Raw genomic sequence first — 24,166 nt, forward strand, 5'->3', positions numbered from 1 at the left:
CTGACGGGCAAATACGAGCGTGAGGAGGGACTCACCGGCGAATCCCGGGCGGCCGAATCGAGCCGGTTCGAGGAGGCGTATCTCACGCCGGAGAACTTCGACGTCCACGACGTGCTCGATGCGGTCGCGAAAGAGGTCGATGCCACGCCGGCGCAGACCGCCCTCGCGTGGCTTTTGCACCGTGACGGCGTCACTGCGCCCATCGTCGGCGCCCGGACAGTCACGCAACTGGAGGAGAACCTCGCGGCGGCCGAAGTCGACCTCTCCGAGGAGCAGCTCGAACGGCTTTCCGCGGCCAAAGGCGGCCCCTACGCCGGGCTGTAGAACGAACCGAACGGTCTTGGCCAAGCGGGCCGACGGAGGCGTATGGCACCGGCGTTCGATTCTTTCGACCACGAAGCGTACATGGAAGCCGCGTTCGACCTCGCACGCGAGGCCGCCGACCGCGGCGACCGACCGTTCGGCTCCGTGCTAGTACACGACGAGGAGATTATCATGCGAGAGTCGAACCGCGTCGTCACAGAAGACGACGTGCGGCGGCATCCGGAGCTACACATCGCCCACCGAGCGTGCCGGGAACTCGACCCTGAAACGCGACCGGAGACAGTGATGTGTACGAGCACGGAGCCGTGTCCGATGTGTTCGGGTGGGATGCGGTATGCGGAACTCGGGCGTGTCGTCTACAGCGTCGGCTCGGACGAGATCGTCGAGTTTGCTGGCGGCGAAATCCCGGTTCGGTCGGCCGACATCCTCGACGGCATCACGGAGGTCGTCGGCCCGGTTGCAAACGAGGCCGGCCGCGCGATTCACGAAGCCTTCTGGTAGCCAGCTGGAGTTCCGTCACTGCCGCCGCCCCGAAGATTATGCGACGGCGGGCCGAACGGTCGGCCGTGTCAGAGTCGACCGCGTACGATCTGGGCTTTCGCTCGCTGACCGAGGAGGTGACCGACCGCCGACTCCCGGTGGAGGGGACGATACCGGAGTGGCTCTCGGGGGCGCTCATCCGGAACGGCCCCGGGCAGTTCGACATCGGCGGCGAACGGGTCACCCACTGGTTCGACGGCCTCGCGATGCTGCGCCGCTACGGATTCGAGGACGGCGAGGTGTACTACACGAACCGGTTTCTCCGGAGCGAGGCGAAGGCGGCCGCCGACGAGGGGCGCGTCACAGGCGAGTTCGCGACCGACGACGGCCTCATCGCGAAGGCGAAGCGGTGGCTTCGGAATTCCGGGCCCCCGAAACCGACGGATAACGCTAACGTCCACGTCGCACGCATCGGCGACGAGTACGTCGCACTGACCGAAGCACCGCGGTGGCGAACCTTCGACCCCGTCACGCTGGAGACCGGCCCGGAGTTCGACTGGAACGACGACCTCACCGAACACATGACGGCCGCCCATCTCTCGGTCGACCCCGGCGGCGAGACGTTCGGCTTCGGCCTCCAGTTCGGTCGCTCGCCGACGTATCACCTCTATCGCGTGCCGCCCGGAAGCAGCGAACGCGAGCGGATCGCCTCGGTATCCGCAGAAGGGCCGGGGTATATCCACGATATCGCAGTAACACGGAACTACCTCGTCCTCGTGGAGACGCCGCTGACCATCGGGATTCTCCAGGCGCTGTTGCCGTGGAACGAGGGCTTGCTCGACGCGTTCACCTACGATGAGACGCGCGAGAGCCGATTCATCATCGTCGACCGCGAGAGCGGTGACCTCGTCGCGGAACCGACCACGGCGCCGTTTTTCACCTTCCATCACATCAACGCCTACGAGGACGGAACGTCGCTCGTCGTCGATCTGGTGACGTTCGAGGACGAGGCAATTCTGGACGCGATGACGTTCGACGCGCTGGAATCCGGCGAGTACACCGTGGCTTCGGACGGCCGCTACGACCGGTTCCGCATCGACCCGACGACGAACCGCATCGACCGTGACCGACGCTACGCTGGCGGCCTCGAGTTGCCAACGGTTCCCCGGGCAGTACGGGGCCGACGGCACCGCTACGCCTACGCGCAGGCAACCGACCGGGCGGGCGCGAACGGCCTCGTGAAAATCGACGCCGACCGCGGTACCGCTGCAGAGTGGTGGGGTGAGTCGATGTACGTCGAAGAGCTGCGGATGATACACCGGCCCGATGGAGACACCGAGGACGACGGCGTCATTATCGCGCCGGCGCTGGATGCGGCGGCCGAACGGTCGGTGTTGCTCGTCTTCGACGCGGCGACGCTGGACGTGCTCGCCCGCGCACCGCTGCCGCACGCGCTCCCGTTCGGCTTCCACGGGCGGTTCTTCCCCGAAATTCCGGCACGGCTAGCCTAATCACAGCGTCAGCGCCATCTCCAGGTCGTGGCCGAAGTCGTTGACGACCGCGAATCCGACGTCGTTGTAGAGATTGACCGCCGGGCGGTTCTCGCGCTCGACGAGGAGCCAGACGTGGGAGATGCCGTGGCGCTTGCCGTAGCCGAGCGTCGCTTCGAGCAGATGCGTTCCGATGCCGGCGCCGTGATATGCCTGATGGAGGAAGATAGCCAGTTCGTGTCTGCCGGGGTCGTCCTCGATGAGGACAGCCTGGCCGATCGGCTGGTCGCCGTGCCATGCGAGAACGCAGTAGTCCTCGAGGATGCGGTCGAGCCACTCCCGGATTTGAGACGCCTCGGTCGGTGGAATGCCGAGCGACCGATGCCGCGGGTCGAAATCGAGATACATCTCGACGAGCGCCTCGTACTCATCGCCGATTGGCCCGTTCCCGTAGGGATGGATATCGATTGCCCGCCCGTCACCATCCTCGAAGCGGAGGGGCGGGTGTTTCAGTCCCCAGCGGTGCCCGAGTTTCGGGAAGTGGCCTTTATACATCCATGCGGGCGATTCCGCCGCCTATCACCTAAACGTATCCGCTGGACTGTGGGGGGTCAACCGAACACAGGGTTTACGACCTTGAATCTCGAATCCCCGCCTATGCCCGAGGTAGAAGTGTCGCTCCCGGATCGAATCGACAGCGAAATCAACCGGCTCATCCAGCAGGGTGAGTTCCTGAACCGCGAGCAGGCCGTCGAGGAACTCCTCTCGATGGGCGTGTCAGCGTACGCGCCAACCGAGGAGACCGAACAGGAGGAAGACCTGTTCACCCAGATGACCGAAGACCAACAAGACCCCGCCGCCCGCCAGGACGACACGGACGAACGCACCTTCTAACGCCGACGCCTATTCGGTATCGGCGGAAAGCGGCGTTCCGCCCCGATAGACGTACTGCATCGGGAGCCCCTGATCGTCCAGCGGCGGGTCTTGGGGAAGCGACCGAAGCGTTCCATCGCCAGGACGGACGGTCAGCGCCAGCGCGACGGCGTCGAGAACGGCCGGAATCGGCACTTCGTACCCCTCGGTCGCCTCGGCGACGGACTGCACTATCGGCGGGGCGTCACGATTGAACTCCGCCAGCGTCCGCATCCGCTCTGCGTAGCCGCCGGCGATGTCGGGGCGGTGGGACATCGGCTCCCCGCCGAACGCGCGATAGCAGAGTTCGGGATGGGCTTCGACGAACATCGGCTGGGCCTCGTCGATGGTGGTGATAAACTCGTCCATCGCAGCGACGAGGTGGGCGCGGTCGAAGGCCGCCTGCGGGAGGTCAGCACCGGTCTTGCGCTCGTGGACGCGCGCGGCCGTTCTGTATCGCTGTTTTCGCGCGGCCTCACGCACGGGCGCTGGAACGATAGCGTCGCTCCGGGCTCCGAGGGCGGCGCGAGCGGCCTGCTCGTTCGGGCGCGGCGCCGTCGACGACTCCAGCCCGATTGGCACGTCGACCGCGATTGTGTCGGCGGTCTCCTCATAGCGCGTCCATAGCTCGCCGACACCATCGACGACGGCCGCGTGGTCGTACTCCGCGTCGGTGTAGGCGACGGCAAGCCAGACGCCGTCCCGAGCGACGCTGCCGACGTAATAGTCGCTCACGACCAGTGCTTCGAGCGCTGCTACGTATGTGTGTCGCCGCTGTCAGACGCACGGCTTGCGACTGTCTGCTGTCCCGCTCAGTCGTGGGGGTGGAACCGCCGAACCGCCCGCTCGACGGCCTCCGAATCACCGAGGAACGTGACGCTATCGCCGTATTCGAGCGCGTCATCGGCGCTCGGAACGTGCGTCTCTCCATCGCGACCGATGGCCGCGACGATACAGCCGTCCGGAATCCGGGCGTTGACCGCCTCGATGGTCTGGCCGGCCAACTCCTCGGCTGTCACCTCGATCTCCTGGACATCGTGGCCTTCCTCGACATCCGTCATCCAGTGGGATAGCGCCGGCCGTTCGATCTCGTTGTCGATTGCCATCGCCGTCGCGGTGGAGGCGTCGATGGCAGTCACGTTGAGCGAGTCGAACGCGGCGACGTTCTCGGGGTGGTTGACCCGCGAGAAGAGCGCTTCGACGTCGAACTTCGAGGCCGCAAGCTGACAGATGAAGAGGTTCTGTTCGTCGTCGTTCGTGGCGGCGACGACGATCTTCGCCTCCTCGATGCCCGCGTCCGTGAGGACGTCCGCCTCCGTTCCGTCACCGGGATGAACGGTGAATCCCGATTCCCGCAGTTGTCGTGTCTGTTCGTCGTCGGCCTCGACGATGACGACGAACTCGCCTCTGTTCTCCAGTCGTGTGGCGAGCGCCCGGCCGACCCGGCCGCCGCCGACGATGAGTGTGCGCATCCGTGTTACTCCGAGTGTATCTCCGATCTGCCGCGCCAGTCCGCCTTCGAGAACGACCGTCGTGAAGATGACGACGAACACAGAGCCTGCGAGCAGTTGGGCGGCCGCCGGTTCACCGGCCGTCGATAGCTCGATGGCGAAAAGCGTCGCCACGCTGGCTGGCACGATACCGCGTGGGGCGACCGCGCTCATGAAGACGCGCTCCGAACGCGTGAACTCGCCGAGGTTGTACGTCGAGAGCCAGACGACGAGCGGCCGGATGACGAAGATGATGGCGACGACCAGCGCGACAGCGCCGAACCCGAGGGCGGCTATCGTCCGGAGGTCGATGAGCGCCGCAAGCGAGATGAAGACGAACGAGAGGACGATGAGCGTCGTATCGCGGCCGAACTGCGCCATCGTCTCGTGGTGGGGCAAATCGAGGTTCCCGAGGACGAGGCCGGCCGTCGCGGCGGCGGCGATGCCGGCCTCGGCAGCGACGGCCTCCGCCAGCGCGAAGGAGCCCACCGCCGCAGATAACACCAGAAATCGCGAGGCCTGCGGCGCATCGCCGGCCGTGATTTCGTAGTTCAACAGCACGTAGACCAAGACGACGGCCAACAGCCCGGCGCCGACGCCGATGCCGAACCGCTGGAGGAAGACGAACGCGCTCGTGGCGCCGCTCCCGCCGCCCAACACCAGCACCTCGTAGATAACGACCGCCGCCAGCGCCGCGGTGACGTCATTGATGAGGCCCTCGCTCTCGAGGGCCGCGGCGACGTGGTCGCGAACCCGAACCACTTCCAGCACCGGCGTGATGACGGTCGGCCCCGTCGCGATGAGGAGCGCGCCGACGAGGAGCGCGAGCGGCCAGTCAGCATCGAAGGCCATACGAACGACGACTGCGGTGCCGACGAGTGTTACCACAGCGCCGACTGTGACGAGCCGTAACGTCGCCATCGACGCCATCCGGAGTCTGTCGACCTGCAGGTGGAAGGCGCCATCGAAGACGATGATAGCGACCGAGAGCCCGACGATGGCGCTGAGACCGGCCCCGAACGTCTCCAGGGTGACGTAGCCCAGTCCGAACTCCCCGAGCGCCAAGCCGATGAAGATGAGAAAGAGCACGCTCGGCACCCGAAGGCGGCGTGCGAGCAACTGTGCGCCAATACCGAGCACGAGGATACCGGCGATTATCGGGAGGGAACCAGTCACCACGCCACATTATGTTGGTGCCACAGCAGTTAAGTCCCGGCGTCGGAGATGTCAGTGCTTCCCTTGCTGCTCTTTGGCCATATCCAGCGAGAAGACGAAGCCGTAATACGCAACGACGCCGGACAGCATGAACAGGTAGTACGCCCACTGCGGGCCGTCAACGAGGTTGAAGAGGACGGTCACGATGGTCACCCACGCGAGCGCGAACACGAGATCGGTGACCATCCCACCGCGGTGTTCCTGCATGTACTCGCCGATGCGCTCGAAGACGTTTCCATCCGATGCCATACACCCTCTGGGGACACCACCGGCTAAAAGCTCACGGGCTGAAGAACAGTGGTCGGACGACGAACCGCGCGACGACCGGGAGTATGCGGCTCAGAACAGCGCTTCGCTCTCGTCGAGCACTGTGGCGGGCCCGCCGACCTCCCAGACGCGCGTCGGAATGCCGAGGGCTGCGATGGCGCTTTCGACGTGGTCGACGTATTCCTCGGTCGTGTTGACGTAGACGGACGCACCCGTGTCCGTCGAGAAATACACGGGAACGCCCTCCTCGCGGAGGTCGCGAACCGTCTGGAACACTTCGAGCGTTTCCGGCTCCCAGTACACCCAGCCCGCGGGGCCAGTCATCGTCGTCGCCGCAAGCGACAGCGAGTCGTGTTCGGCCAGCTCGAAGGCGTCCTCGAAGTCGGCCTCGCGGAGCGCGTGGCGCATCTCCGAAATCTGGCCGTGGATATGGGCCATCCGCGCTTCGAACATGTGGCTGTCGGCGGCCTCCTTGTGGGCCTCCTCGGTGTGTTTGAACGCCGGAATCTCGGCGGCGACGATGCGGAGGTCGTCTTCGAGGTCGGTTTCGATGCGCTCAGAGCGACAGTCGACATCGTCCAACCCGGTATGCAGATGCGAGAACGCGCCCGTGACGGCGCGGGCGGCCGACGACGACCCGCGGCGGGCGACCGTCGACATCTCCGGCCGCGTCATATCGAGGCCGGCAGCCGTACACAGCGCGACAGCGGCCGCCGCAAAGCCGGATGAGGAGGAGCCGAAGCCGATATTCGTCGGGAAGTCGTTCTCTGATTCGAAGCGGACGCGGTGGTCGAAGCCTGCCAGCTCCCGGACGTGGTCGACGACGCTTTTCACGCGCTCGGCGCCGCGACCGTCGACCTCCTCGCCGTCGATGACGTAGACGTCGGCCTCGCGGTCGGGGGCGAACTCGGCGGTCGTCTTCGAATGACTCGGCGCGGTGCAAACTGAGATGGAGTCGTGGTACGGGAGGCGGAGCTCCTCATCGCGCATCCCGTGGTACTTCACGAGCCCCTGAATCGGGTGGGCCTTGGCGGTCGCCTTCATACCCCTTCCGGCGTGTGTGAGCCGCTTAAGCGGTTCGGAGCAGCGACAGGGGGTGTCAGACGCCTGACCGACTGGACTTTTTATACTATGTCGGCGAAGGTGACAGTCCCAGACAATGTCGAACCGGGACTCGACCGAGACTGACGCCCATGATGCAGCCGACGTGCCCATCGAAGTGAGCCTCGACGCAGAGGACGAAGGCCCGCCCGTCGAGTCGAACACGCGCATCGACATCCTCGTCGAAACGGAGACGTATCCGACCGCGAGACTCGACGACGGCCGCTACGTCGCGTGGTGGTTCACCGCTGACGCTCCGGAGCCCGACGACCCAGCAGCGAGCGAATGGGTCACGGCGCCGACGCGCTTTCTCGCTGCCGGCACGCTCCACGAACTGTGGGAGAACCCTAGAGCACTCGATTCACTGGCCGCACAAGGGTAACTCAAGCACACGAGAAGCCGCCGTCGACGACGAGCGCCTGCCCGGTTATCCAGTCGGCCTCATCGCTCGCGAGGAACAACATCGCGTTGGCGATATCCTCGGGTTCGCCGAGGCGACGCAGCGGGTACTGTTCCGCCATCCGCTCTTTGACCCCCTCCCAGCGCGCTTCATCCATATCCCGTCGCGGCATCGGCGTGTCAGTTACGCCCGGACAGACGGCGTTCGCCCGGATGCCGTGCGGGCCGAGTTCGGCCGCTATCGTCCGGGTGAAGTTCACGATGGCACCCTTGCTGAGCGAGTACGCGGAGAGTTGCGGCGATCCGATAACGCCAGCAAGCGAGGCCGTGTTGACGATAGCGCCTGACCCCTGTTCTTTGAGATGCGGAATGGCCGCGTCACAGCCGTTCCAAACGCCTTTGACGTTGATGTCGATGACGCGGTCGCGTTCCGCCGTGCCGATATCCTCCATGTCGGCGCGTTCGTGGCTGACGCCAGCGTTGTTCAGTAGGATGTCGAGGCCGTACTCCTCGACGGTGGCATCGATAGCGGCGCTGAACGCATCGGCATCTCGGACGTCCAGTTCGTGTGCCGTCGCGTCCGCCCCGTCCGACGCGACGTGCTCTGCCGTCTCTCGTGCGGACTCGAAGTCGATGTCGGCGGCGACGATAGTCGCCCCCTCTTCCGCAAAGCGTTCGGCTGCGGCCCGGCCCAATCCGGAGCCAGCGCCCGTGATGAAGACAGTCTCGTTTTCGACACGCATACGCAAGGCTGGCGCAGCGATAGCGTAAAAACCCAGGCCGCGAGACGGAACCACGGCTGGGGCGTGTGAAAACGGAATGAATGGGTGGACGCCGGGGGTTGCCTGGCCCGCTCAGCACGGGGAGTCCCGCGTGCCTCCTCCACCCCGCAACCCTGCGGGCGACAGCTGTCCACGGGCCCGCTGCTCACTTCCGTGCCTGACGGATTACCCGTGGTTAACTGCGCCCGAACGTCCCTGCAGACGCCGGACGGCAGACCGCTGCCCTCGCAGGACGAGGCTTCGACGTTGGCTTACGGGGCCCGCACTGGTTAGGCCAGACGCACCCCGGATTCGGTTCCCGCTAAAGACCATAGCGCGGGTACTGAGCGGGGCCTAACCGCCCAACCTGAGTCCATTCTACGGTAGACGACTGGCACTTAAGGGTCTTTCGCCTCACTGACCGGTCGCCGTCCGTCGGTTTTACGATGCCGAAGCAGGCGCTCACGGGCTGTGAAAACGGAGAAAACTGCGGGGGTGTTATGTCTGTTTCTACTCCTCGGCGACGGGGCCGTCCGCAACGTCGATGCCGCCGGTGAGCGTGCGGTGCGGGTAGGGGATGTCGATGCCCTCCTCGTCGAACCGCTGTTTGACGTTCGTGACGTACTCGCCGCGAACTTTCACGAAGTCCGCACGCGAGGGGTTCGAAATCCAAATGCGAGACTGGAGGCCGACCGAGGAATCGCCGAGTTCCGTCAGCCGGACGGACGGTTCAGGGTCGTCCATGATGCCGTCGTGGGCTTCGGCCTCTTCGATGATGATGTCGGTGGCTGTCTCGACATCATCGTCGTAGCCGATGCCGAAGACGAACTTCAGACGGAGTTTGTTGGCATCGACGGGGTTCTTCACGACGTTGTCCGTCAACTGGGAGTTCGGCACGGTGAGCAGTTCATTGTCGAACGTGCGCACGCGGGAGACGCGGAGGCTGATGTCCTCGATGACACCAGAGTTGTCGTCGAACTCGATCCAGTCACCGATCCTGAACGGTTTCTCGACGAATATGAAGACGCCGGCGACGAAGTTCTTCAGGACGTCCTGCATCGCGAACCCGATTGCGAGCGTCGCCGCGGCGGCGATAGTCGCAAGCGACGTGAGAATGTTGCCTCGGCCGGCAGCGCCGAACGCGGCGCCGACCGCGACGAAGATGATGATGAAGAACAGCACCTTGTTGATGGGCTTTTTCGCGTGGGTGTCGAGCCCGCGGCGGTTCATCGCGCGGTCGGCGATGGGCAACACGAACGCTCGCCCGAGGATGTAGACGACGACGAACGCGATGAGCCCGAGTGCGGCGTAGCCGAGGGGGTCGGCGTACGCCGGTGGGATGCCGAAGGAGTTGTTGAGGAACTCACCAACGAAGTTGGCCTGGGCCGGAATCATCGATGGAACACTGCCGTATGCCCACGCGTTTCGATGAGTTCAGCGCTGACCCGGTCTGCGAGGTCTTTCGCCAGTTCTTCGGTCGTCGTTCCACCCCGAGCGGCCCGGAGGAACTTCACTTTCACCAGGTCGCGGTCACGGAGCTGGTCAGAGAGTTCGTCGACAACCGGTTCGAGGCCGGATTTCCCGACCCAGACGGTCACGTCGACGTTGTGTGCCCGCTCCCGCAAATCCTGTTCCGACATACCCATTCGTTCAACGTCCTGCGTTAAAAGAGTAGCACACCGCGGCCAGCGGTTCCGCCGCCCTCAGTACGGATACCGCTCCTGTGCTCCGCAGTCGCAGGTGATGACGACGTGGCCATCCTGCGTTCGGACGCGGGCGTTCCGCCCCGGAATCAGGTACGCATCACAGGCGTCGCAGGTGAACCGCTTGAACTGCGTCGGCAGCGAGAGGCGGTTTCGCTCTGCGACCCGCCGGGCCCGGCGCACGTACCGCTTCGCCAGGGCGTCCTTGCCCTCACGGGCGGCCGCCCGCGCCAGTTCGTGCAGCCGTTCGATGCGTTCCTCGGCGACGCTCACGGTGGCCGTTTTCTCCGCTTGCGTTTAGGCGTTCTGTAACGAGAAGCGACGAGCACCGAGTAGAAACCGTTTAGTGTCCGACCCGTCCACACACGAACGGGAACCGCACGACCGCAAATCTGACTCGCCGGCCGCTTGGTCGGCTTGGGATTGCGGTAGTGTTGGCGTAACGCCACAGGCTGGCGGTTTCGCCGCCAGCTCATCCGTCGGTCTCGTTCCGCGAGCCCGACCGCGCCACGAACTACGAGCGGTCTGTGCTGTTCCACTTTCAGAACAATGGCACGAATGCATTCACGCCGTCGAGGGTCGTCCGGTTCGGACCGCCCCGCGGCAGACGAACCGCCGGAGTGGAGTGACGTAGACGAGGACGCCATCGAGGAGCGCGTCGTCGAGCTGGCCGAAGCGGGGCACGACCCCAGCCAGATCGGCCTGAAGCTCCGCGACGAGGGCGTCCAGGGCACCCCGGTGCCGGACATCAAACTCGCGACCGGCAAGAAGGTGACCGAGATTCTCGAAGAGAACGACGCAGAGCCCGACTTCCCGGAAGACCTCCGGAACCTCATGGAGCGGGCCATCCGTCTCCGCGACCACATGGGCGAGAACCCCGGCGACGCCCAGAACAAGCGGGCGCTCCAGAACACGGAGTCGAAGATTCGCCGCCTCGTCGACTACTACCGCGGCGACAAACTCGACGAGACGTTCACCTACGAATACGACGAAGCACGAGAGCTACTGGAGTAACCTCACATGTCCGCTGCCGGCCGTTCAGAGGACGCCCCCGACCGCGTTGCTGCGGCGCTGCGCGACGCCGAGTTCGTTCGGCTCGTCGCGACTGCCGATGGCGACGCCCTAGCAGCCACGGGGCTGCTCGCGCGGGCGCTTGATGCCACCGAGGTGCCCTACCAGGCCAGCCTCGCAGCCATCCCTGAACCGCCGGCGACCGACGCCGATTGCACGGTCGCAATCGGCCACAACGGAGCCAGCGATGTCGTGCTCCGAGAGACGCCGCTTTCGGTTGCCGCCGCCGACGTGGCGCGTACCCTTGCGCCCGACGCTGTCGACCCCGAACTCGCACTCGCGGGGGCGGTGTCGGCCGGCGCCGAACCGTCCGGCGCGCTGCTCGAAGCGGCCGACCTACAGCGACGACCCGGCGTCGCCATCCCGACCGACGACCGAATCGACGGGCTCGCCGGCTCGACGCTCGTTCACGCGAGCTTCTCGGGCGATGGTGAGGCTGTCGAGGCGGCACTCGACGGTATTGATGGCGACCACGCGCTCGCGTCGTTTGTCGCGCTCTCGGCAGTGCAGGACGCACCGCCGCGGGCCGCGACGGCCGTCGAACGGGCGCTGTCGCCCTACGACTGTGACCGCTTCGAGACGCTCGGCGGCTTCGCCGACGTGCTCGATGCGGTCGCCGAAGACCGACCCGGGACGGGCATCGCGCTCGCGCTCGGGCACGGCGTCGAGACGGCTGCGCTGGAGACGTGGCGAGCCCACGGCCAGCGCGCCCACACGGCGCTGCGGTCGGCTGACACCAGCCGCTACAACGGGCTCTACGTGGCACGCACCGACGGAGGCGAGCAGTCCGGCGGGCACCCGAACGCGCCGCTGGGCACCGTTGCTCGGCTCCTCTTTACGTACCGCTCGCCCGAACCGGTCGCACTCGTCGTGTCGGACGGCCAGGCGGCTATCGTCGCCGAGGAATCGGTCGACGCTGCCGACGCCCTTCGGGAGGCGGCAGCCGGATTGAACGGCCGAGCGACAGCCCGCGACGGGCGCGGCCGAGCAACGTTCGATGGGTCGGCGACGGACTACGTCGCGGCCTTCAGGGGGGCAGTATGAAGCGCACAACGATTCGGACGACGCACGAGCGGCCCGAACTCGTCGCAGCGGCGCTTGCCCCCGACAACACCGAGGAGATGACGACGCGCGTCGAAGCGCACGAGAACTCGGTCGTGACGACAATCGAGCGTGAGACGACCGGCGGACTCCGGACGACAGCGGACGACTACGTGACGAATCTCACAGTCGCACAGCAGATACTCGACACCACAACCCAATCATGAGCGAACGATCCGTATCCAAGCAGAAACAGGAGAAGCGATGGTACACCGTGATGGCCCCCGAGATGTTCGACCGGGCCGAACTCGGCGAGACACCCGCGGACGAACCCGACCAGGTTTACGACCGCACCATCCAAACGACCCTCGGTGAGTTGGAAAACGACCCGAGCGAGAACAACACGAAGCTGACGTTCCAGATCAATGACGTCGGCAGTGACGCTGCCTACACCGAGTTCGTCCAGCACGAACTCACCCGTGACTACCTGCGCAGCCTCACCCGACGCGGCACGTCGAAGATCGACGCCTTCGTCACCGTGCTGACGACGGACGATTACCGCGTCCAGGTGCAGCCCGTCGCGTACACGACGAAATCGGCCGACCACAGCCAGGAGCGGGCCATCCGCAAGCTGATGGTCGACCTCGTCGAGGAGGCCGCAGAAGAGCGCACCTTCGAAGGGCTCGTCGAGAGCATCGTCGAAGGGCGCCTCTCGTCGGCCATCTACAACGAGGCCAAGACCATCTACCCGCTTCGCCGCGTCGAAGTGCAGAAGACGCGCGTCGAAGCCCACCCCGAAGAGGTCGCCGCCGAAGAGGCGGCCAGCGTCAACGTCGACGAAGAGGACGTCGACGTCGAAGACGCCGACTAACCGCGTTCGACTTTCTCGTTTTATTCAGCCGATGAGCGACAGCGCCATCGAACGAGCCGCAAACGCGGCTACTCGACGACCTCAATAACGCCGACCATGCCCGCCGATTCATGCGGGATACAGAAGTAGTCGTGCGTGCCGACCGTCTCGAAGGTGTGTTCGAACGTGGTGCCGGGCGAGAGCGTCCCGTCGCCGTCGTCTTCCCACCCCTCACGGGCGGCGGCCGTCTCCTCGAAGCCGCCGCTGGCGAAGAACGCAGCCCCCTCGGGAAGCGACGCATCGTAGGCCGTAACGGTGTGACCGCGAGAGCCGTTGTTTCCCCAGACAACGGTGTCGCCGACGGCGACCTCGAGCGTGTCGGGCTGGAAGGCGTTGGCCGACATGCCGATGTCGTACTCGTCTTCACGGAGGCCGCTCGCGAGACAGCCGCCGAGCGACGCCGAGAGCGTCGCGCCCGCGGTCGCGATGAACGCCCGTCTGTCCATGCGCGTTCCTCAGGACTGGGCGGTCATAGGCGCCTCGGTTCCGGGTCGAAGCGAACGTACTAAGGCAGCCGTGGTCGACCGACAGGACAGAGATGCAGCCGCGCTTCCTCGGGCAACTCGGGCTGGCCGACAGCGTGACGGTCGCGAACGCGGCGCTCGGCTTCGTCGCGGCTGCCGTCGCCATGACCGACCCGAGCCTCAGCGCGCGCCTCGTTCTTTTGGCTGCCATCGCGGATGGCCTCGATGGCGTCATCGCTCGGACGCGGGGGGGCACGCCAGTCGGCGACTACCTCGACTCGCTCGCGGACGTAGCGTCGTTCGGTGTCGCGCCCGCGGTCTTCATCTACGCCGTCGCCCGCCAAGGGTTCGCGGGCCAGTTATCCACCGTCGAGAGCGTGGCGCTGTTCCTCGTGCCTGCCCTGTTCGTTTCGATGGCCGTGGTTCGACTCGGGTTCTACATGCTCCATGACCGCAAGACGCCGGAGACGGACGGCGTCCAGTCGACGCTTGCGGCGACCATCCTCGCCGTCTCGTATCTGGCCGGCATTACGAACCCGGTCGTACTGCTCGGTGCGACGGCGCTTCTGACCTACCTGATGATCGCGTCCATCACGTATCCCGAACTGTACGCGCGTGATGCGCTGATTCTCGGCGGCTTGCAGGCGCTTGCGGTGCTTTTCCCGACAGCCGTCAACCGGGTGTTCCCACGCTCGCTTCTGCTTTTCGCCGTCGCGTATCTCGTCCTCGCGCCGTTCATCTACTGGCGAGAGACCTGACAGAGGCGGTGCACACTGGCGGGGCATCCGCGAGAGCGGCACCTCCGCGCCGTGGAAATCTTCGAGGCGAAGGGAAACGCTCTTGCCACGTACATCCGGATACCCCTACATGAGCAACGGGGACGATGAGAACGCGGACGCCCCCGAGGACGCCGCCGACGAGGAGGCGCCCGCGGACGCCGAGGAAGTGCCCGAGGAGGAAACACCGGCCGCCGACGCCGACGAAACGGAGACGACGGACGCTGAGGACGCGGAATCCGAAGCATCCGAGCCCGAAGAAGCGGAGACGACCGAACTCAGCACCGAAACGCTGGAATCGCGGCTCGACGACGCCGAGGCCGCACTCGAGGAAGCGGAGACGGAAGCCGACCTCGACGAGATGGACGCCGACCTCGAGGCCATCGCCGCGGACGTCGAAGCGGCCGACCTCCCGGAACCGGAAGACGAAGAGGAGGAAGCCCCCGCGGAGGCGCTCGAATCCCGCACCGAGGAGCTCCGTGGGTCGCTCGAAGAAGCGCGCGGCCCCTACGCCGAGGACGTGACCGAAGCGGTCGATGAGGCCGCGACCGCGGTTCGTGATACCCGCTGGACGGAAGCCGGCGAGCCTGACGCGCGCGCGGCCATCGAGACGTTCCTCGAGACCGCCAACGAGGAACTCGGCACGAGCATCTCGGTGGCCGGCGACAAACTCGATGATTTCGCTGCGGCGCTCGAATCCGCCAGCGAAGCCGTCACGGACGCCGACCTCGACCCCGACGCGGACGATGAAACCATCGCGTCCCTACTCGAAATCGCCGGCACGCTCGATGCAGACATCGATGCGGCCGAGGAATGGGACGACCTCACCGTCGTCGAACAGCTCCGTGCCAGGGGCTTCTACGACCGGATGACCTCGGAGAACCGCAAGGACTTCCCGCCGGAGCTGACGGTCGTCCGCGTGGCCGAAGCCGAGAACGATCCCGAGCGCATCCTTATGGCCCTGGAGAAGCTGGAATCCGACTTCATGCAGGAGAACTGCATCGACGCGCTCCGGCGCCTCGGTTCCGAGGAGGCCTTCGAGGCCATGCACGAGCGCGCCCAGAAACGCAAACAGCCGCCCATCGAAGTGCTCGGGAAAATCGGCGACGAGCGTGCCGTCGACACCCTCGCCGAGTTCGTCGACAGCGGGAACCCGCCGCTGCAGAAGGTGACGCTCCGCGCGCTCGGCGAAATCGGAAGCGAGGACGCGACGCAGGCCGTTGCCAACGCGCTGGCCGACGAACAGACCGGTGTCCGCTCACAGGCCGCGCGCGCACTCGGCCTCATCGGCGACACCCGCGCCATCAACCCCCTCGCGGACGCGCTCGGCGACGAAAGCGAAGACGACGCCGTCCGTGCCTCCGCGGCATGGGCGCTCGTCCAGATTGGCACCGAGCGCGCGCTCGAGGCCGCCGCCGCGTACGACGACGACCGCGTCTACACGGTGCAGGTCGAAGCCGAGAAAGCCAGCGACGCGACCGCTATCTAGCCCGACACTTTTTGTACCGGAACGGGGCCAACCCGGCGCGTGTTGCCCCGCCGAACCGCTCTGGCGTTCGCCCTCGTCGTCCTCTTCGTGTGCAGCGCCGCCGCTGGCAGCAGCGCCGCGGCAGCCACGGCACAGCCCACGCCTGCCGATAACGCCACGCTCGTCGAGGCGTATCCGAACCCCGTCGAGCGCGGTGATACCGGCGAGTTCGTTGCCACCGAATTCGCCACCCCGACGAACACGACTGGCTGGGTGCTCACCGATGGACGGACGGCCGTGCCTCTACCGAACCGGACGTTCGATGGCACCGTGGCGTTCGCGAAAACACCAGAGACTGCCCAGAAACACACCGACCATCCCGTCATCGAAATCGAAGGGGGACTCCGGCTTGCCAACGACGGTGAGCGGCTCGAACTTCGAAACGGGTCAAGAACGGTCGACATCGCTCGCTACCGTACCGCCCCGGAGTCGCGAATCCGAAACCTGACCGCCGAAGCGTGGCGCCCGGTCGGCGCGACGAATCTCCGCCCCGCGAACACGAGCGGCGGGAACGCGACCGTCTTCGTCCTTCCGGACGCGGACGACAAAACCACAGAAACGCTGCGAGAAGCCGACGACCGACTGTTCCTCGCGGGCTATACGCTCACCTCGGAGCGCGTAACCGACGCCCTGGTGGAGGCCCACGAGAACGGCGCGGATGTGCGCGTGTTGCTCGACGGGAACCCCGTGGGCGGCGTGACAAAGCGTCAAGCGCGGCAGCTCGACCGATTGATAGCCGCCGGTATCGCTGTCCGACTGCTCGATGGGCCGCATACCCGATACCGCTATCATCATCCGAAATACGCGGTCGTCGACGGGAAGGCACTCGTCCTGACGGAGAATTTCAAGCCCGCCGGAACGGGCGGGATGTCGAGCCGAGGATGGGGCGTCGTTCTGGAGGACGTGGGCGCCGCCGATGCGCTCGCGAAACTGCATACGGATGATTGGGAGTGGCGTGCGGCGACGCCGTGGGAGCAGTACCGAGCGGGGCGGACGTTCAGCACCGACGACCCCGCGTTGGGGTCATTCGAGACACGCCACCAGCCGAAACGCGTCGCCGTCGACTCTGCGACGGTGCTCGTCTCCCCCGACAACGCCGGTGATGCACTCGTCTCACGACTCGATGGGGCCGAACGCAGAGTGCTCGTCCAGCAGGTCGAAATCAGCAGCCGTGACAGCCGTCTCCTGCGGGCGGTGCTCCGTGCCGCCGACCGGGGCGTGGAGGTCAAGATACATCTCTCGGATGCGTGGTACGTCGCAGAGGACAACGCCGCACTCGTCGCCTGGCTGAACCAACGCGCGGAATCGGAAGGCTGGAACCTCGAAGCCCGCGTCGACACCGCTGACGGATACGAGAAGATTCACACGAAGGGCGTCGTCATCGACGAGACAGCCATCGTCGGCAGCCTCAACTGGGCGAACGCAGCGACAGAGCACAACCGCGAAGTCCTCATCGCACTCGAAAGCGACGCCGCCGCCGACTACTACGCCGGCGTGTTCACGGCCGACTGGTCGGACGGCGGACAGCGCCCGATTCCGGCCGGTGTGCTCGGCGCCGTCGCGGTAGCCGGCGCTGGCGCGTTGTTGGCCGCAAAACGAGTCGAGTTCGTCGGTCGTGACGGGGTGGTGACCGACTGGCAGTGGTGAGTCGTTACGAGTCGTCGCCGTGCAGCAGCGTGCTCCGGAGGGCTTCGTCGATCTCCGCGTCGGCCATCTTCTCGACGAGGGCGTCGAGAACCGGTTCGCGCATCCCGGAGACGAATTTGATGGAGCCGACGACGAGGTGACCACCACCGGAGACGCCGGCGCCTTCGACCTCCTCCTGGAGTTCGGTCACCATGTTCGGGATGTCGAGTCGAACACCGTCCGACCGGAGGACAGCGAAGTCCGGGCCGTAGCCGATGGTGATGACGGGGTCGCCCGTCTCGGTTACCTTCCGGTCGTGGAGTTCGCCGGTCGTCTTTCCGGGCGCCGGGTACGTAAAGCGGCGGGCGTGATTCTCGACATCGAGTCGGTAGAGGTGGGCACCGTTGTCGAGCTGCTCGTGTTCGACGTGCGGTTCGGCGTCGTCGAGCTGTTCTTCGACGTCACGCCGGGCGCGCGAGGAGAGGAACTCGACGATTTCCTCGTGGCGCTTTCGGTCGTCGCAGTCGAGGTTGAGCACGTCGTTGATGAGGTTGCGACCCGACTGGTATCGGAGCCAGTGGGCGCCGTAGTCGAGAGCCTCGCCGATGTCACGGAGGTCGTCCTCGGTGTAGCCCGCTTCCTCGGCGAGGGCAAGATAGTCGTCCATCGCGTCGGCCTTCGAGCGGTCGGAGAGGCCGGCGACGGCCGGGACGTGTTCGAGTTGGTCGGTGATCGAGGGGTCAATCATCCGCGCGAGCTCGACACACATCATGCCCGTCGTGATGCGGTAGTCCTCGTCGTGGAGGTAGGGATTAACGTGGCCTTCGACAAGGGGAGCGACCGCCTCAGGGTCGGGATGGTGGTGGTCGACGACGAGGATGGGGATGTCGTACTGGTCGAGGGCGCGGTAGGCTGGCGTATCCTCCTCGGTCGAGCCGTTGTCGACCATGAACAGAAGCGGGAGGCGCTGGCCGTGCCGTTCCTCGTCTTCGAGCGCGAAATTGAGGTCACGCGTCACGTCCTCCATCTCGTAGAACGGCGCCTTCGATGGGAGCCGCTTGAACAGGTGGCGGGGCGCGTCGGGGTCTTCGTGCACCTCTTCGATGAAGCTCTCCAGGGCCAGTTGCACCGGCACCGAGGCACACATACCGTCACCGTCGGCGTGGTGGCGGAGTCGAATCGGGCGCGATTCGAGGACGGCTTCCCGGAGCTGGCGGGCGGTGTCGGCGAGGTCGTCGCGGAGCTTCTCGAAGGCCGGCCACTCGATAAGCGGGTCGGGGGTGGCGGGCGCGGCGCGCTCTTCGAGTGCCGCGTCGATGTGCTCTCTGACCTCGCTTTCGGCTTCACCGCGGAGAATCGCGAGATTATCGACCTCGATTTGCAGGGCGTCTTCGCGGCGCTCGACCGTTCCGGTCATGCGGACGGTATCGTCGAGGTCGGCGTCGGGATACGCCCGGACGCCGGCTTCCTTGAACGCCGCACAGGGGACGACACCGGAGCCGTCGCGAACCGAGAAGATGGTCGGCCCAGCGGTCTGTTTGATCTGGACGATGTCGCCCTCGAGGTGGACGGTGTCACCGATGCGGTCAGCGAGATCGCCGACGCCGACGGTCTCACCGTGCATGACGTCGACGACTTCGACATCGTCGATATCGACATCGACTTCTTCGAAGCCGAGGTCACCGTTCTCGCGAATCTCGACGAGTTCGACGGTGAAGGAGTCACCGACGGCGTATTCGTTCTGGATGTTCGATTCGTGGACGAGACCGGAAACGTGGTCGGAGAGGTCGACGAAGACGCCGTACTCGACGACCCCGTTGACGGTCGCCAGATACCGGTCACCTTCCTCGACATCGTCGAGGGTACAACCGGCTGACAGGTCGTGGACGACCCCCTCTGGGGGCCTGTTGCCGGCGTCGCCGGCAGCGGATGGAGTCATTGTTGAACTGTCGGGTTCGACACGCTTTAAGGGTGTTGTTGTCCGTTTCCAGCGTCTCGAAACGGGATAACGCAGTCCGGAAACCTTAGTTGTCGGGCGACCCGAGTTTCGGATATGGGACTGCTCGGGTCGCTGTGGAAACCGTCGCTCTTCCGGTCAAGTGAGATCCTTGGCATCGCGAAGGACGCCATCGATTTCGCCCTGGAAGCCTCCGAGGATACGCACCCGAACGAGTACATGGGCCAACTCCGCGGCGAGGACGCACGCAAACTCGGCCTCGATCGCGACGGGACGGTCATCACGGACGTACTCATCGCGCCCGGGACGAAATCCAACCCAGTCAGCGCCGAGTTCAATCCGACCTACATGCCGAACGACCTGAAGGGCGTCGGCTCCATCCACTCGCATCCGAACGGGGTGTTGCGCCCGAGCGACGCCGACCTCGCCACCTTCGGCAGAGGGAAGATACACATCATCATCGGCGCGCCGTACGGCCCGAACGACTGGCAGGCCTTCGACAGAAGCGGCGAGCCGACCGATCTCGACGTCATCGACGTCGAGTTGCCGGACGACCAGTTCTTCGACTTCACGCAGGAAGACATCGACCGGGAGTTGCGGTGAGATGAAACGCGTCGTCGCACAGGGCACGTTCGACCTGCTCCATCCGGGCCATCTGCACTACCTCGAAACGGCCAAATCGATGGGTGGCGAACTCCACGTCATCATCGCCCGCAGCGAGAACGTCACCCACAAGGAGAAACCGGTCATCTCCGACCGCCAGCGCCGCGATATGGTGGCCGCCCTCGACCCCGTCGACGAGGCGCGACTCGGCCACATCGGGGATTTCTTCGTGCCGATTCGGGACATCGACCCCGACATCATCGTGCTCGGCCACGACCAACACCACGACGAGGAGACGCTCGCGGCGATGCTCGAAGAGGAAGGCATTGATTGTGCGGTCGCCCGAGCGTCCGCCCGCGAACCCGAGTACGACGGCGAGGTGCTGTCGACCGGCCGGATCATCGACCGCGTCTGTGACCGCCGCTGTTAGTTACGTCACTGCGTCGTAGACGACTGCCAAGTCATCGAGAGAGCGGTCGACGCTCAATGTCTCGCGCCGGGCGAGACAGGTCGCCGAGAGCGCATCGTTCGCATCGAGGGCCTGCTCGATAGCGGTTCGGAAGCCGTCGATATCGCCGGGCTGGTAGTGATACCCCGTCTCGTCGTCGGTAACCGTCTCCGAGAGCGCACCGCTGTCGACGGCGACGACCGGCGTGCCGCACGCGATGGCTTCCAGCGCGACGAGGCCCTGTGTTTCGACGGGGCTCGGGAACGCAAAGACGTCCAGTGCCGTGTAGAACGTCGCCAGCTCCTCACGGTCGAGGAAGCCGAGGAACGTGACGTTCTCGCGGGGCGCGGCGCGGCGCTCGAGTGCCTCGCGTGCCGGGCCATCGCCGGCGATGACGACCTCGAAGTCGGCGTCGACCGTCGCCGCGAGAATGTCGTCGAGCCGCTTTTCGTAGCCGTGCCGTCCCGTATAGCCCACGAGCGGGCCGTCGGGCAGGTCGTGGCGGTCACGGAACGCGGCGGTGGCGGACTCGTCGGCGGGAGCGAATCGTTCGGTATCGACGCCGTTCGAGACGACGTGCGTCGGCGTCCCGGCCGTCCGAACGCGCTCGGCCGCCGTCTCCGACGGTACCACGATGGCATCAGCCTCGCCGAAGAACCACCGTTCGTAGCGGTCAGCGACGCTTCGAATCGCATCCGCGAAGATGTCACTCAGATATGTCGCGTACTCGCGGGCGGGCGTGTGGTAGGAAACGACGAACGGGAGGTCACGCCGGGTCGCGAGGCGCTTGCCGGCCAGTCCAAGGGTGAACGGCGTGTGGGCGTGAACGACGTCGATGGAGTCGTCTGTGACCGCATCTGGGACGGTCGGAAGGCCGAATCGGAATCCCGAATAGAAGGGAAACGGGAGGCTGTTGACCGGATACTCCTCCGGGCCGGCCTCGTAGCCATCGTCATCGGGGTAGACGACTGGCATCCGACCGCCGCGCTCCGCCCAGCGGTCACGCCACGTCCGAACCGTGTAGGTCACGCCGTTAACAGTCGGGAGATAGGTGTCGGTGAATGCCGCGACCGTCTGCATGGACGGGGCTTCACTCACCGGGGTTTAATCGGTTGCGGGTTCGCGGTCGGCCGCGATGCGGCGCGCGGTCGCGTAGGCATCCCGAAGCTCCTCGCCAACGCGGTCGAGGCCGTGTTCCTGGGCTGTCTTTCGGGCATTCTCACCCAGGCGAGCACGGAGGTCGGGACGCTCCGCAAGCCGTTCGAGCGCCTCGCGGAACTCCGGCAGTGTCTCGCATTTCAGACAGTCCTCACCGTCGGTGTAGAACTCCTCGAAAACGGGAATATCGCGCATCACGACCGCCTTTCCGCAGGTCATCGCTTCGAGGACGGCGATGCCCTGCGTCTCGTTTTTCGTCGGGAACAGGAACACGTCGCCCGCACCGTAGGCGCCGCGGATGTCGTCGACCCACCCAGTGAACGTGACGTTGGATGGGGGATTTCGCACCCACTTCCGCACCGCCTTCGAGGCGAGCGGGCCGGTGTCGTAGGGGCCGAACCAGGCGAACTCGTGGTCGGTTCGTTCAGCGAGCCGGCAGAACGCCGTCAACCCCTTCCGCTCGAAGACGTTCCCGACCGCGAACACGACCATCCCGTCGAGGTCGAAGCGCTCTCGGTATTCCTCGCGGAACGTCTCGGAGCCGGCCAGCGACTCGATATCAACGCCGTTCGTAATCGGGCGAATATGGGCGTCGACGTCTCTTGCTTCCAGTCGCTCCTTCGCGTAGGTGCTGGGGCAGAGCACGAGGTCGGCCTGTGAGTAGAACCACTGCAGATACCGACCGAATGCGGGCGTGACCGCCGTCGAGCCGCGGAAGCTCTCCGCGAAATCCTCGCCGACGGTGTGGGCATGGAGAACGAGCGGAATCTCGTGTCTTCGGGCGTGTCGCGCGACGGCGACGCTCCCCGGGCCGACGAGATTGCAGTGAGCCAGGTCATAGGGTTCGAACAGTGAATCACCGACGGCGCGCTTTGCGGCTGCCTTCGGCAGCGTGCCGCCGTTCCACGGCGCGGTCACGAGCTCGATATCGGTGTCGGCCAGTGCCTTCCGCTGATTGCGTGTCGAGGTGCCGATGCCGCTCCGGCGGAGCTGTCGTTCCAGTTCCAGGTAGTTCAGGACGCGCACTCGCCTCTTGGTCGCGCCGTGTCGCACTTATATGTAGCTGGTCGAGGGGTCAGGGCGTGCCTGTATCGAAGCGTCCTTTGTGGGCGATTCCGTATCGGGGCACATGTCGACAGTCCGCGGCCCGCGGTTCGCACGGGAGCATCCCCGAGTTCTGACGGCTGTCCTGACCACCGTCGGCTACGTGGCCGTCATCGGGACGCTCTACGGCAACGTCGGCCTGTATCCCAATATCGGTGAATCGACCGTCGACGTGCTCGCGGCCGTAATCGCCGTCATCAACACGGCCACCGTCGGCTGTCTCGTCGCCGGCTGGTACTGGATTCGCAACGGCGAAGTGCGCAAACACCGCATGGCGATGCTTTCGGCGTTCACACTCATCCTCGTCTTCCTCGTCATCTACCTGCTGAAGACGGGCGGAGGCGGCCGGAAAGAGATCGTTGACGGGGCACCACTCCGGAGCCTCTATCTCGGGATGCTTGCGATTCACATCTTCCTATCGGTGGTCGCAGTGCCGTTCGTCATCTACGCCGTCACGCTCGGGCTGACCCACACGCCGGCGGAACTGAAGCGCACGCCACACGCCAAAATCGGCCGTATCGCGGTCTCGACGTGGCTCGTCAGCCTCGTCCTCGGCGTCGTTGCCTACCTAATGCTCGCGTTGTTCTACGGGCCGGAACAGATCGAGTTCGTCAGAGGGATGGCGTAGCGCCGGGCGGATGCGATACGCCGATACGGCAGCGTCAGCAACAAGAGATCGATGGACAAGTCGGCCCTCCGAGAGTGCGTCTGGAATCGCCTCGAAGACGACGGACTGGCTCGGTTTCCGTTTCCGCCGCACGGTCGGATTTCGAACTTCAAGAACGCGGCAGCGGCCGCCGAACGCGCGCTTGAGCTGCCCGAACTGGCCGACGCCGACGCGGTGAAGGCGAATCCGGATTCGCCACAGCTTCCGCTGCGGCGCGGACTCTTGACGCAGGGGACGACCGTCTACATGGCCGTCCCGCGCCTGCGCGACGAGCGGTGTTTCGTGGCGCTTGCGCCTGCCGAGCTCGACGACCTCGACGCCGCCCCGACCGTCTCACACATGGACGAATACGGCCGACAGGTGCGTCCCGAAGCCCTGCCGGAGCTCGATGCCATCGTCGTCGGTAGCGTCGCTGTCACCGAATCGGGGAGCCGAGTCGGCAAGGGCGAGGGGTTCAGCGACCTCGAATACGCCATCCTGCGAGAGCGAGGCCTGGTCGGCGACGAGACGACCGTCGTGACGACCATCCACGAGGTTCAGCTCATCGAGGAGGAAGTCGAGACGGCCCGTTACGACGTACCGATTGATGTCATCTGCACGCCGAAGCGAACCATCCGGACGGATGCGGGCGAAAAGCCCGACGGAATCTTCTGGGCGTCGTTGAGTGAGGA

The 24,166-nt window shown here is 65.6% G+C and carries 29 protein-coding genes and 1 other RNA gene; 16 read left to right on the forward strand and 14 right to left on the reverse strand.

Annotated elements, in window-relative coordinates:
• From ACI8UR_RS07945 to ACI8UR_RS07955, 3 genes are all read left to right on the forward strand, one after another.
• The coding region (locus tag ACI8UR_RS07945) for an aldo/keto reductase (RefSeq protein ID WP_415087735.1) at nucleotides 1–324 on the forward strand (324 nt) is incomplete at its 5' end.
• 42 nt (nucleotides 325–366) lie between these two features.
• Nucleotides 367–825 carry a nucleoside deaminase gene (locus ACI8UR_RS07950; RefSeq protein WP_411714059.1) on the forward strand — a complete coding sequence of 153 codons (459 nt, stop codon included), beginning with the start codon at nucleotides 367–369 and terminating at the stop codon, nucleotides 823–825.
• Nucleotides 826–890: 65 nt separating this feature from the next.
• On the forward strand, nucleotides 891–2,315 hold the full coding sequence (locus ACI8UR_RS07955; protein WP_411714060.1) for a carotenoid oxygenase family protein: 1,425 nt from the start codon (nucleotides 891–893) through the stop codon (nucleotides 2,313–2,315).
• On the opposite strand, the gene ACI8UR_RS07960 is transcribed toward ACI8UR_RS07955, so the two are convergent.
• Nucleotides 2,316–2,849, reverse strand: a complete 534-nt coding sequence (locus ACI8UR_RS07960) for an N-acetyltransferase family protein (protein ID WP_411714061.1) — start codon at nucleotides 2,847–2,849, stop codon at nucleotides 2,316–2,318.
• 102 nt (nucleotides 2,850–2,951) lie between these two features.
• On the opposite strand from ACI8UR_RS07960, the gene ACI8UR_RS07965 reads away from it, so the two are divergent.
• Entirely contained in the window at nucleotides 2,952–3,188 is a 237-nt protein-coding gene (locus ACI8UR_RS07965) for a CopG family transcriptional regulator (RefSeq protein WP_411714062.1), read from the forward strand.
• Nucleotides 3,189–3,197: 9 nt separating this feature from the next.
• On the opposite strand, the gene ACI8UR_RS07970 is transcribed toward ACI8UR_RS07965, so the two are convergent.
• From ACI8UR_RS07970 to mvaD, 4 genes are all read right to left on the reverse strand, one after another.
• Nucleotides 3,198–3,941, reverse strand: coding sequence for a DUF429 domain-containing protein (locus tag ACI8UR_RS07970; RefSeq protein WP_415087737.1), 744 nt, complete (start codon nucleotides 3,939–3,941; stop codon nucleotides 3,198–3,200).
• Between the two features lie 77 nt (nucleotides 3,942–4,018).
• Nucleotides 4,019–5,854, reverse strand: a complete 1,836-nt coding sequence (locus tag ACI8UR_RS07975) for a cation:proton antiporter (protein WP_411714092.1) — start codon at nucleotides 5,852–5,854, stop codon at nucleotides 4,019–4,021.
• Between the two features lie 69 nt (nucleotides 5,855–5,923).
• On the reverse strand, nucleotides 5,924–6,160 hold the full coding sequence (locus ACI8UR_RS07980) for a hypothetical protein (RefSeq protein WP_411714064.1): 237 nt from the start codon (nucleotides 6,158–6,160) through the stop codon (nucleotides 5,924–5,926).
• A gap of 90 nt (nucleotides 6,161–6,250) precedes the next feature.
• Complete coding sequence (mvaD, locus tag ACI8UR_RS07985) at nucleotides 6,251–7,222, reverse strand: phosphomevalonate decarboxylase MvaD (RefSeq protein ID WP_411714065.1); 972 nt, start codon at nucleotides 7,220–7,222, stop codon at nucleotides 6,251–6,253.
• A 115-nt stretch (nucleotides 7,223–7,337) separates the two neighbouring features.
• On the opposite strand from mvaD, the gene ACI8UR_RS07990 reads away from it, so the two are divergent.
• Nucleotides 7,338–7,661, forward strand: coding sequence for a hypothetical protein (locus ACI8UR_RS07990; protein ID WP_411714066.1), 324 nt, complete (start codon nucleotides 7,338–7,340; stop codon nucleotides 7,659–7,661).
• Between the two features lies 1 nt (nucleotide 7,662).
• Here the strand turns inward: ACI8UR_RS07990 and ACI8UR_RS07995 are convergent, their stop codons facing one another.
• The 5 genes from ACI8UR_RS07995 to ACI8UR_RS08015 form a co-directional block, all read right to left on the reverse strand.
• Complete coding sequence (locus tag ACI8UR_RS07995) at nucleotides 7,663–8,421, reverse strand: SDR family NAD(P)-dependent oxidoreductase (RefSeq protein WP_411714067.1); 759 nt, start codon at nucleotides 8,419–8,421, stop codon at nucleotides 7,663–7,665.
• A gap of 82 nt (nucleotides 8,422–8,503) precedes the next feature.
• Nucleotides 8,504–8,818: signal recognition particle sRNA (gene ffs / locus ACI8UR_RS08000), an RNA gene on the reverse strand.
• A 131-nt stretch (nucleotides 8,819–8,949) separates the two neighbouring features.
• Nucleotides 8,950–9,834, reverse strand: a complete 885-nt coding sequence (locus ACI8UR_RS08005) for a mechanosensitive ion channel family protein (protein ID WP_411714068.1) — start codon at nucleotides 9,832–9,834, stop codon at nucleotides 8,950–8,952.
• The gene (locus ACI8UR_RS08010; RefSeq protein ID WP_411714069.1) at nucleotides 9,831–10,079 is read right to left on the reverse strand and encodes a YhbY family RNA-binding protein; all 249 of its coding nucleotides are present in this window, start codon (nucleotides 10,077–10,079) and stop codon (nucleotides 9,831–9,833) included. The genes ACI8UR_RS08005 and ACI8UR_RS08010 overlap by 4 nt, the downstream gene beginning before the upstream one ends.
• Before the next feature lie 63 nt (nucleotides 10,080–10,142).
• Complete coding sequence (locus tag ACI8UR_RS08015) at nucleotides 10,143–10,415, reverse strand: ribonuclease P protein component 4 (RefSeq protein ID WP_411714070.1); 273 nt, start codon at nucleotides 10,413–10,415, stop codon at nucleotides 10,143–10,145.
• A gap of 276 nt (nucleotides 10,416–10,691) precedes the next feature.
• Here ACI8UR_RS08015 and ACI8UR_RS08020 point away from each other — a divergent pair, with 276 nt between their 5' ends.
• Genes ACI8UR_RS08020 through ACI8UR_RS08035 form a run of 4 tightly spaced genes read left to right on the forward strand, consistent with a single transcriptional unit; the run spans nucleotide 10,692 to nucleotide 13,125 of the window.
• A complete protein-coding gene (locus ACI8UR_RS08020) occupies nucleotides 10,692–11,156 on the forward strand; it encodes a 30S ribosomal protein S15 (protein WP_411714071.1) in 465 nt (154 codons plus the stop codon).
• A gap of 6 nt (nucleotides 11,157–11,162) precedes the next feature.
• Entirely contained in the window at nucleotides 11,163–12,257 is a 1,095-nt protein-coding gene (locus ACI8UR_RS08025; RefSeq protein WP_411714072.1) for a hypothetical protein, read from the forward strand.
• Entirely contained in the window at nucleotides 12,254–12,481 is a 228-nt protein-coding gene (locus tag ACI8UR_RS08030) for a KEOPS complex subunit Pcc1 (RefSeq protein ID WP_411714073.1), read from the forward strand. Before ACI8UR_RS08025 ends, ACI8UR_RS08030 begins: the two co-directional genes overlap by 4 nt.
• Nucleotides 12,478–13,125 (forward strand): 30S ribosomal protein S3ae, encoded by a 648-nt coding sequence (locus ACI8UR_RS08035; RefSeq protein WP_411714074.1) that lies wholly within the window; start codon nucleotides 12,478–12,480, stop codon nucleotides 13,123–13,125. Before ACI8UR_RS08030 ends, ACI8UR_RS08035 begins: the two co-directional genes overlap by 4 nt.
• 68 nt (nucleotides 13,126–13,193) lie before the next feature.
• Here the strand turns inward: ACI8UR_RS08035 and ACI8UR_RS08040 are convergent, their stop codons facing one another.
• Nucleotides 13,194–13,610, reverse strand: coding sequence for a plastocyanin/azurin family copper-binding protein (locus ACI8UR_RS08040; RefSeq protein ID WP_411714075.1), 417 nt, complete (start codon nucleotides 13,608–13,610; stop codon nucleotides 13,194–13,196).
• Between the two features lie 92 nt (nucleotides 13,611–13,702).
• On the opposite strand from ACI8UR_RS08040, the gene ACI8UR_RS08045 reads away from it, so the two are divergent.
• The 3 genes from ACI8UR_RS08045 to ACI8UR_RS08055 all read left to right on the forward strand — a co-directional run bounded on the left by ACI8UR_RS08045 (nucleotide 13,703) and on the right by ACI8UR_RS08055 (nucleotide 17,579).
• Nucleotides 13,703–14,386, forward strand: coding sequence for a protein sorting system archaetidylserine synthase (locus tag ACI8UR_RS08045; protein ID WP_411714076.1), 684 nt, complete (start codon nucleotides 13,703–13,705; stop codon nucleotides 14,384–14,386).
• 109 nt (nucleotides 14,387–14,495) lie between these two features.
• Entirely contained in the window at nucleotides 14,496–15,893 is a 1,398-nt protein-coding gene (locus tag ACI8UR_RS08050) for a HEAT repeat domain-containing protein (RefSeq protein ID WP_411714077.1), read from the forward strand.
• Between the two features lie 39 nt (nucleotides 15,894–15,932).
• Nucleotides 15,933–17,579 carry a phospholipase D-like domain-containing protein gene (locus tag ACI8UR_RS08055; RefSeq protein ID WP_411714078.1) on the forward strand — a complete coding sequence of 549 codons (1,647 nt, stop codon included), beginning with the start codon at nucleotides 15,933–15,935 and terminating at the stop codon, nucleotides 17,577–17,579.
• 4 nt (nucleotides 17,580–17,583) lie between these two features.
• On the opposite strand, the gene ACI8UR_RS08060 is transcribed toward ACI8UR_RS08055, so the two are convergent.
• Nucleotides 17,584–19,497 (reverse strand): DHH family phosphoesterase, encoded by a 1,914-nt coding sequence (locus tag ACI8UR_RS08060; protein WP_411714079.1) that lies wholly within the window; start codon nucleotides 19,495–19,497, stop codon nucleotides 17,584–17,586.
• Nucleotides 19,498–19,611: 114 nt separating this feature from the next.
• Here ACI8UR_RS08060 and ACI8UR_RS08065 point away from each other — a divergent pair, with 114 nt between their 5' ends.
• A complete protein-coding gene (locus ACI8UR_RS08065; RefSeq protein WP_411714080.1) occupies nucleotides 19,612–20,118 on the forward strand; it encodes a Mov34/MPN/PAD-1 family protein in 507 nt (168 codons plus the stop codon).
• Nucleotide 20,119: 1 nt separating this feature from the next.
• Entirely contained in the window at nucleotides 20,120–20,548 is a 429-nt protein-coding gene (locus ACI8UR_RS08070) for an adenylyltransferase/cytidyltransferase family protein (protein ID WP_411714081.1), read from the forward strand.
• Here ACI8UR_RS08070 and ACI8UR_RS08075 read toward each other — a convergent pair whose 3' ends face one another.
• Together ACI8UR_RS08075 and ACI8UR_RS08080 are read right to left on the reverse strand one after the other, a co-directional pair.
• On the reverse strand, nucleotides 20,549–21,646 hold the full coding sequence (locus ACI8UR_RS08075) for a glycosyltransferase (RefSeq protein WP_411714082.1): 1,098 nt from the start codon (nucleotides 21,644–21,646) through the stop codon (nucleotides 20,549–20,551). It abuts the gene before it with no gap.
• A gap of 24 nt (nucleotides 21,647–21,670) precedes the next feature.
• Nucleotides 21,671–22,750, reverse strand: coding sequence for a glycosyltransferase family 4 protein (locus ACI8UR_RS08080; protein WP_411714083.1), 1,080 nt, complete (start codon nucleotides 22,748–22,750; stop codon nucleotides 21,671–21,673).
• A gap of 103 nt (nucleotides 22,751–22,853) precedes the next feature.
• Between ACI8UR_RS08080 and ACI8UR_RS08085 the strand changes: the two genes are divergently transcribed.
• Nucleotides 22,854–23,456 carry a DUF420 domain-containing protein gene (locus ACI8UR_RS08085; RefSeq protein WP_411714084.1) on the forward strand — a complete coding sequence of 201 codons (603 nt, stop codon included), beginning with the start codon at nucleotides 22,854–22,856 and terminating at the stop codon, nucleotides 23,454–23,456.
• A 51-nt stretch (nucleotides 23,457–23,507) separates the two neighbouring features.
• On the forward strand, nucleotides 23,508–24,166 hold a 659-nt coding region (locus ACI8UR_RS08090; RefSeq protein ID WP_415087738.1), incomplete at its 3' end, for a 5-formyltetrahydrofolate cyclo-ligase.

This window comes from Natronomonas sp. (assembly GCF_047616845.1).
In the GTDB taxonomy this organism is placed as follows: Archaea; Halobacteriota; Halobacteria; order Halobacteriales; family Haloarculaceae; genus Natronomonas.

Coding starts and splice junctions, on each gene's coding strand:
- ACI8UR_RS08005 (WP_411714068.1), bottom strand. CDS start 9,834: ATGATTCCGGCCCAGGCCAACTTCGTTGGTGAGTTCCTCAACAACTCC.
- ACI8UR_RS08060 (WP_411714079.1), bottom strand. CDS start 19,497: ATGACTCCATCCGCTGCCGGCGACGCCGGCAACAGGCCCCCAGAGGGG.
- ACI8UR_RS07950 (WP_411714059.1), top strand. CDS start 367: ATGGCACCGGCGTTCGATTCTTTCGACCACGAAGCGTACATGGAAGCC.
- ACI8UR_RS07965 (WP_411714062.1), top strand. CDS start 2,952: ATGCCCGAGGTAGAAGTGTCGCTCCCGGATCGAATCGACAGCGAAATC.
- ACI8UR_RS08050 (WP_411714077.1), top strand. CDS start 14,496: ATGAGCAACGGGGACGATGAGAACGCGGACGCCCCCGAGGACGCCGCC.
- ACI8UR_RS08010 (WP_411714069.1), bottom strand. CDS start 10,079: ATGTCGGAACAGGATTTGCGGGAGCGGGCACACAACGTCGACGTGACC.
- ACI8UR_RS08030 (WP_411714073.1), top strand. CDS start 12,254: ATGAAGCGCACAACGATTCGGACGACGCACGAGCGGCCCGAACTCGTC.
- mvaD (WP_411714065.1), bottom strand. CDS start 7,222: ATGAAGGCGACCGCCAAGGCCCACCCGATTCAGGGGCTCGTGAAGTAC.
- ACI8UR_RS08075 (WP_411714082.1), bottom strand. CDS start 21,646: ATGCAGACGGTCGCGGCATTCACCGACACCTATCTCCCGACTGTTAAC.
- ACI8UR_RS08025 (WP_411714072.1), top strand. CDS start 11,163: ATGTCCGCTGCCGGCCGTTCAGAGGACGCCCCCGACCGCGTTGCTGCG.
- ACI8UR_RS07980 (WP_411714064.1), bottom strand. CDS start 6,160: ATGGCATCGGATGGAAACGTCTTCGAGCGCATCGGCGAGTACATGCAG.
- ACI8UR_RS08065 (WP_411714080.1), top strand. CDS start 19,612: ATGGGACTGCTCGGGTCGCTGTGGAAACCGTCGCTCTTCCGGTCAAGT.
- ACI8UR_RS07960 (WP_411714061.1), bottom strand. CDS start 2,849: ATGTATAAAGGCCACTTCCCGAAACTCGGGCACCGCTGGGGACTGAAA.
- ACI8UR_RS08085 (WP_411714084.1), top strand. CDS start 22,854: ATGTCGACAGTCCGCGGCCCGCGGTTCGCACGGGAGCATCCCCGAGTT.
- ACI8UR_RS08070 (WP_411714081.1), top strand. CDS start 20,120: ATGAAACGCGTCGTCGCACAGGGCACGTTCGACCTGCTCCATCCGGGC.
- ACI8UR_RS07990 (WP_411714066.1), top strand. CDS start 7,338: ATGTCGAACCGGGACTCGACCGAGACTGACGCCCATGATGCAGCCGAC.
- ACI8UR_RS08045 (WP_411714076.1), top strand. CDS start 13,703: ATGCAGCCGCGCTTCCTCGGGCAACTCGGGCTGGCCGACAGCGTGACG.
- ACI8UR_RS08035 (WP_411714074.1), top strand. CDS start 12,478: ATGAGCGAACGATCCGTATCCAAGCAGAAACAGGAGAAGCGATGGTAC.
- ACI8UR_RS08040 (WP_411714075.1), bottom strand. CDS start 13,610: ATGGACAGACGGGCGTTCATCGCGACCGCGGGCGCGACGCTCTCGGCG.
- ACI8UR_RS08020 (WP_411714071.1), top strand. CDS start 10,692: ATGGCACGAATGCATTCACGCCGTCGAGGGTCGTCCGGTTCGGACCGC.
- ACI8UR_RS07995 (WP_411714067.1), bottom strand. CDS start 8,421: ATGCGTGTCGAAAACGAGACTGTCTTCATCACGGGCGCTGGCTCCGGA.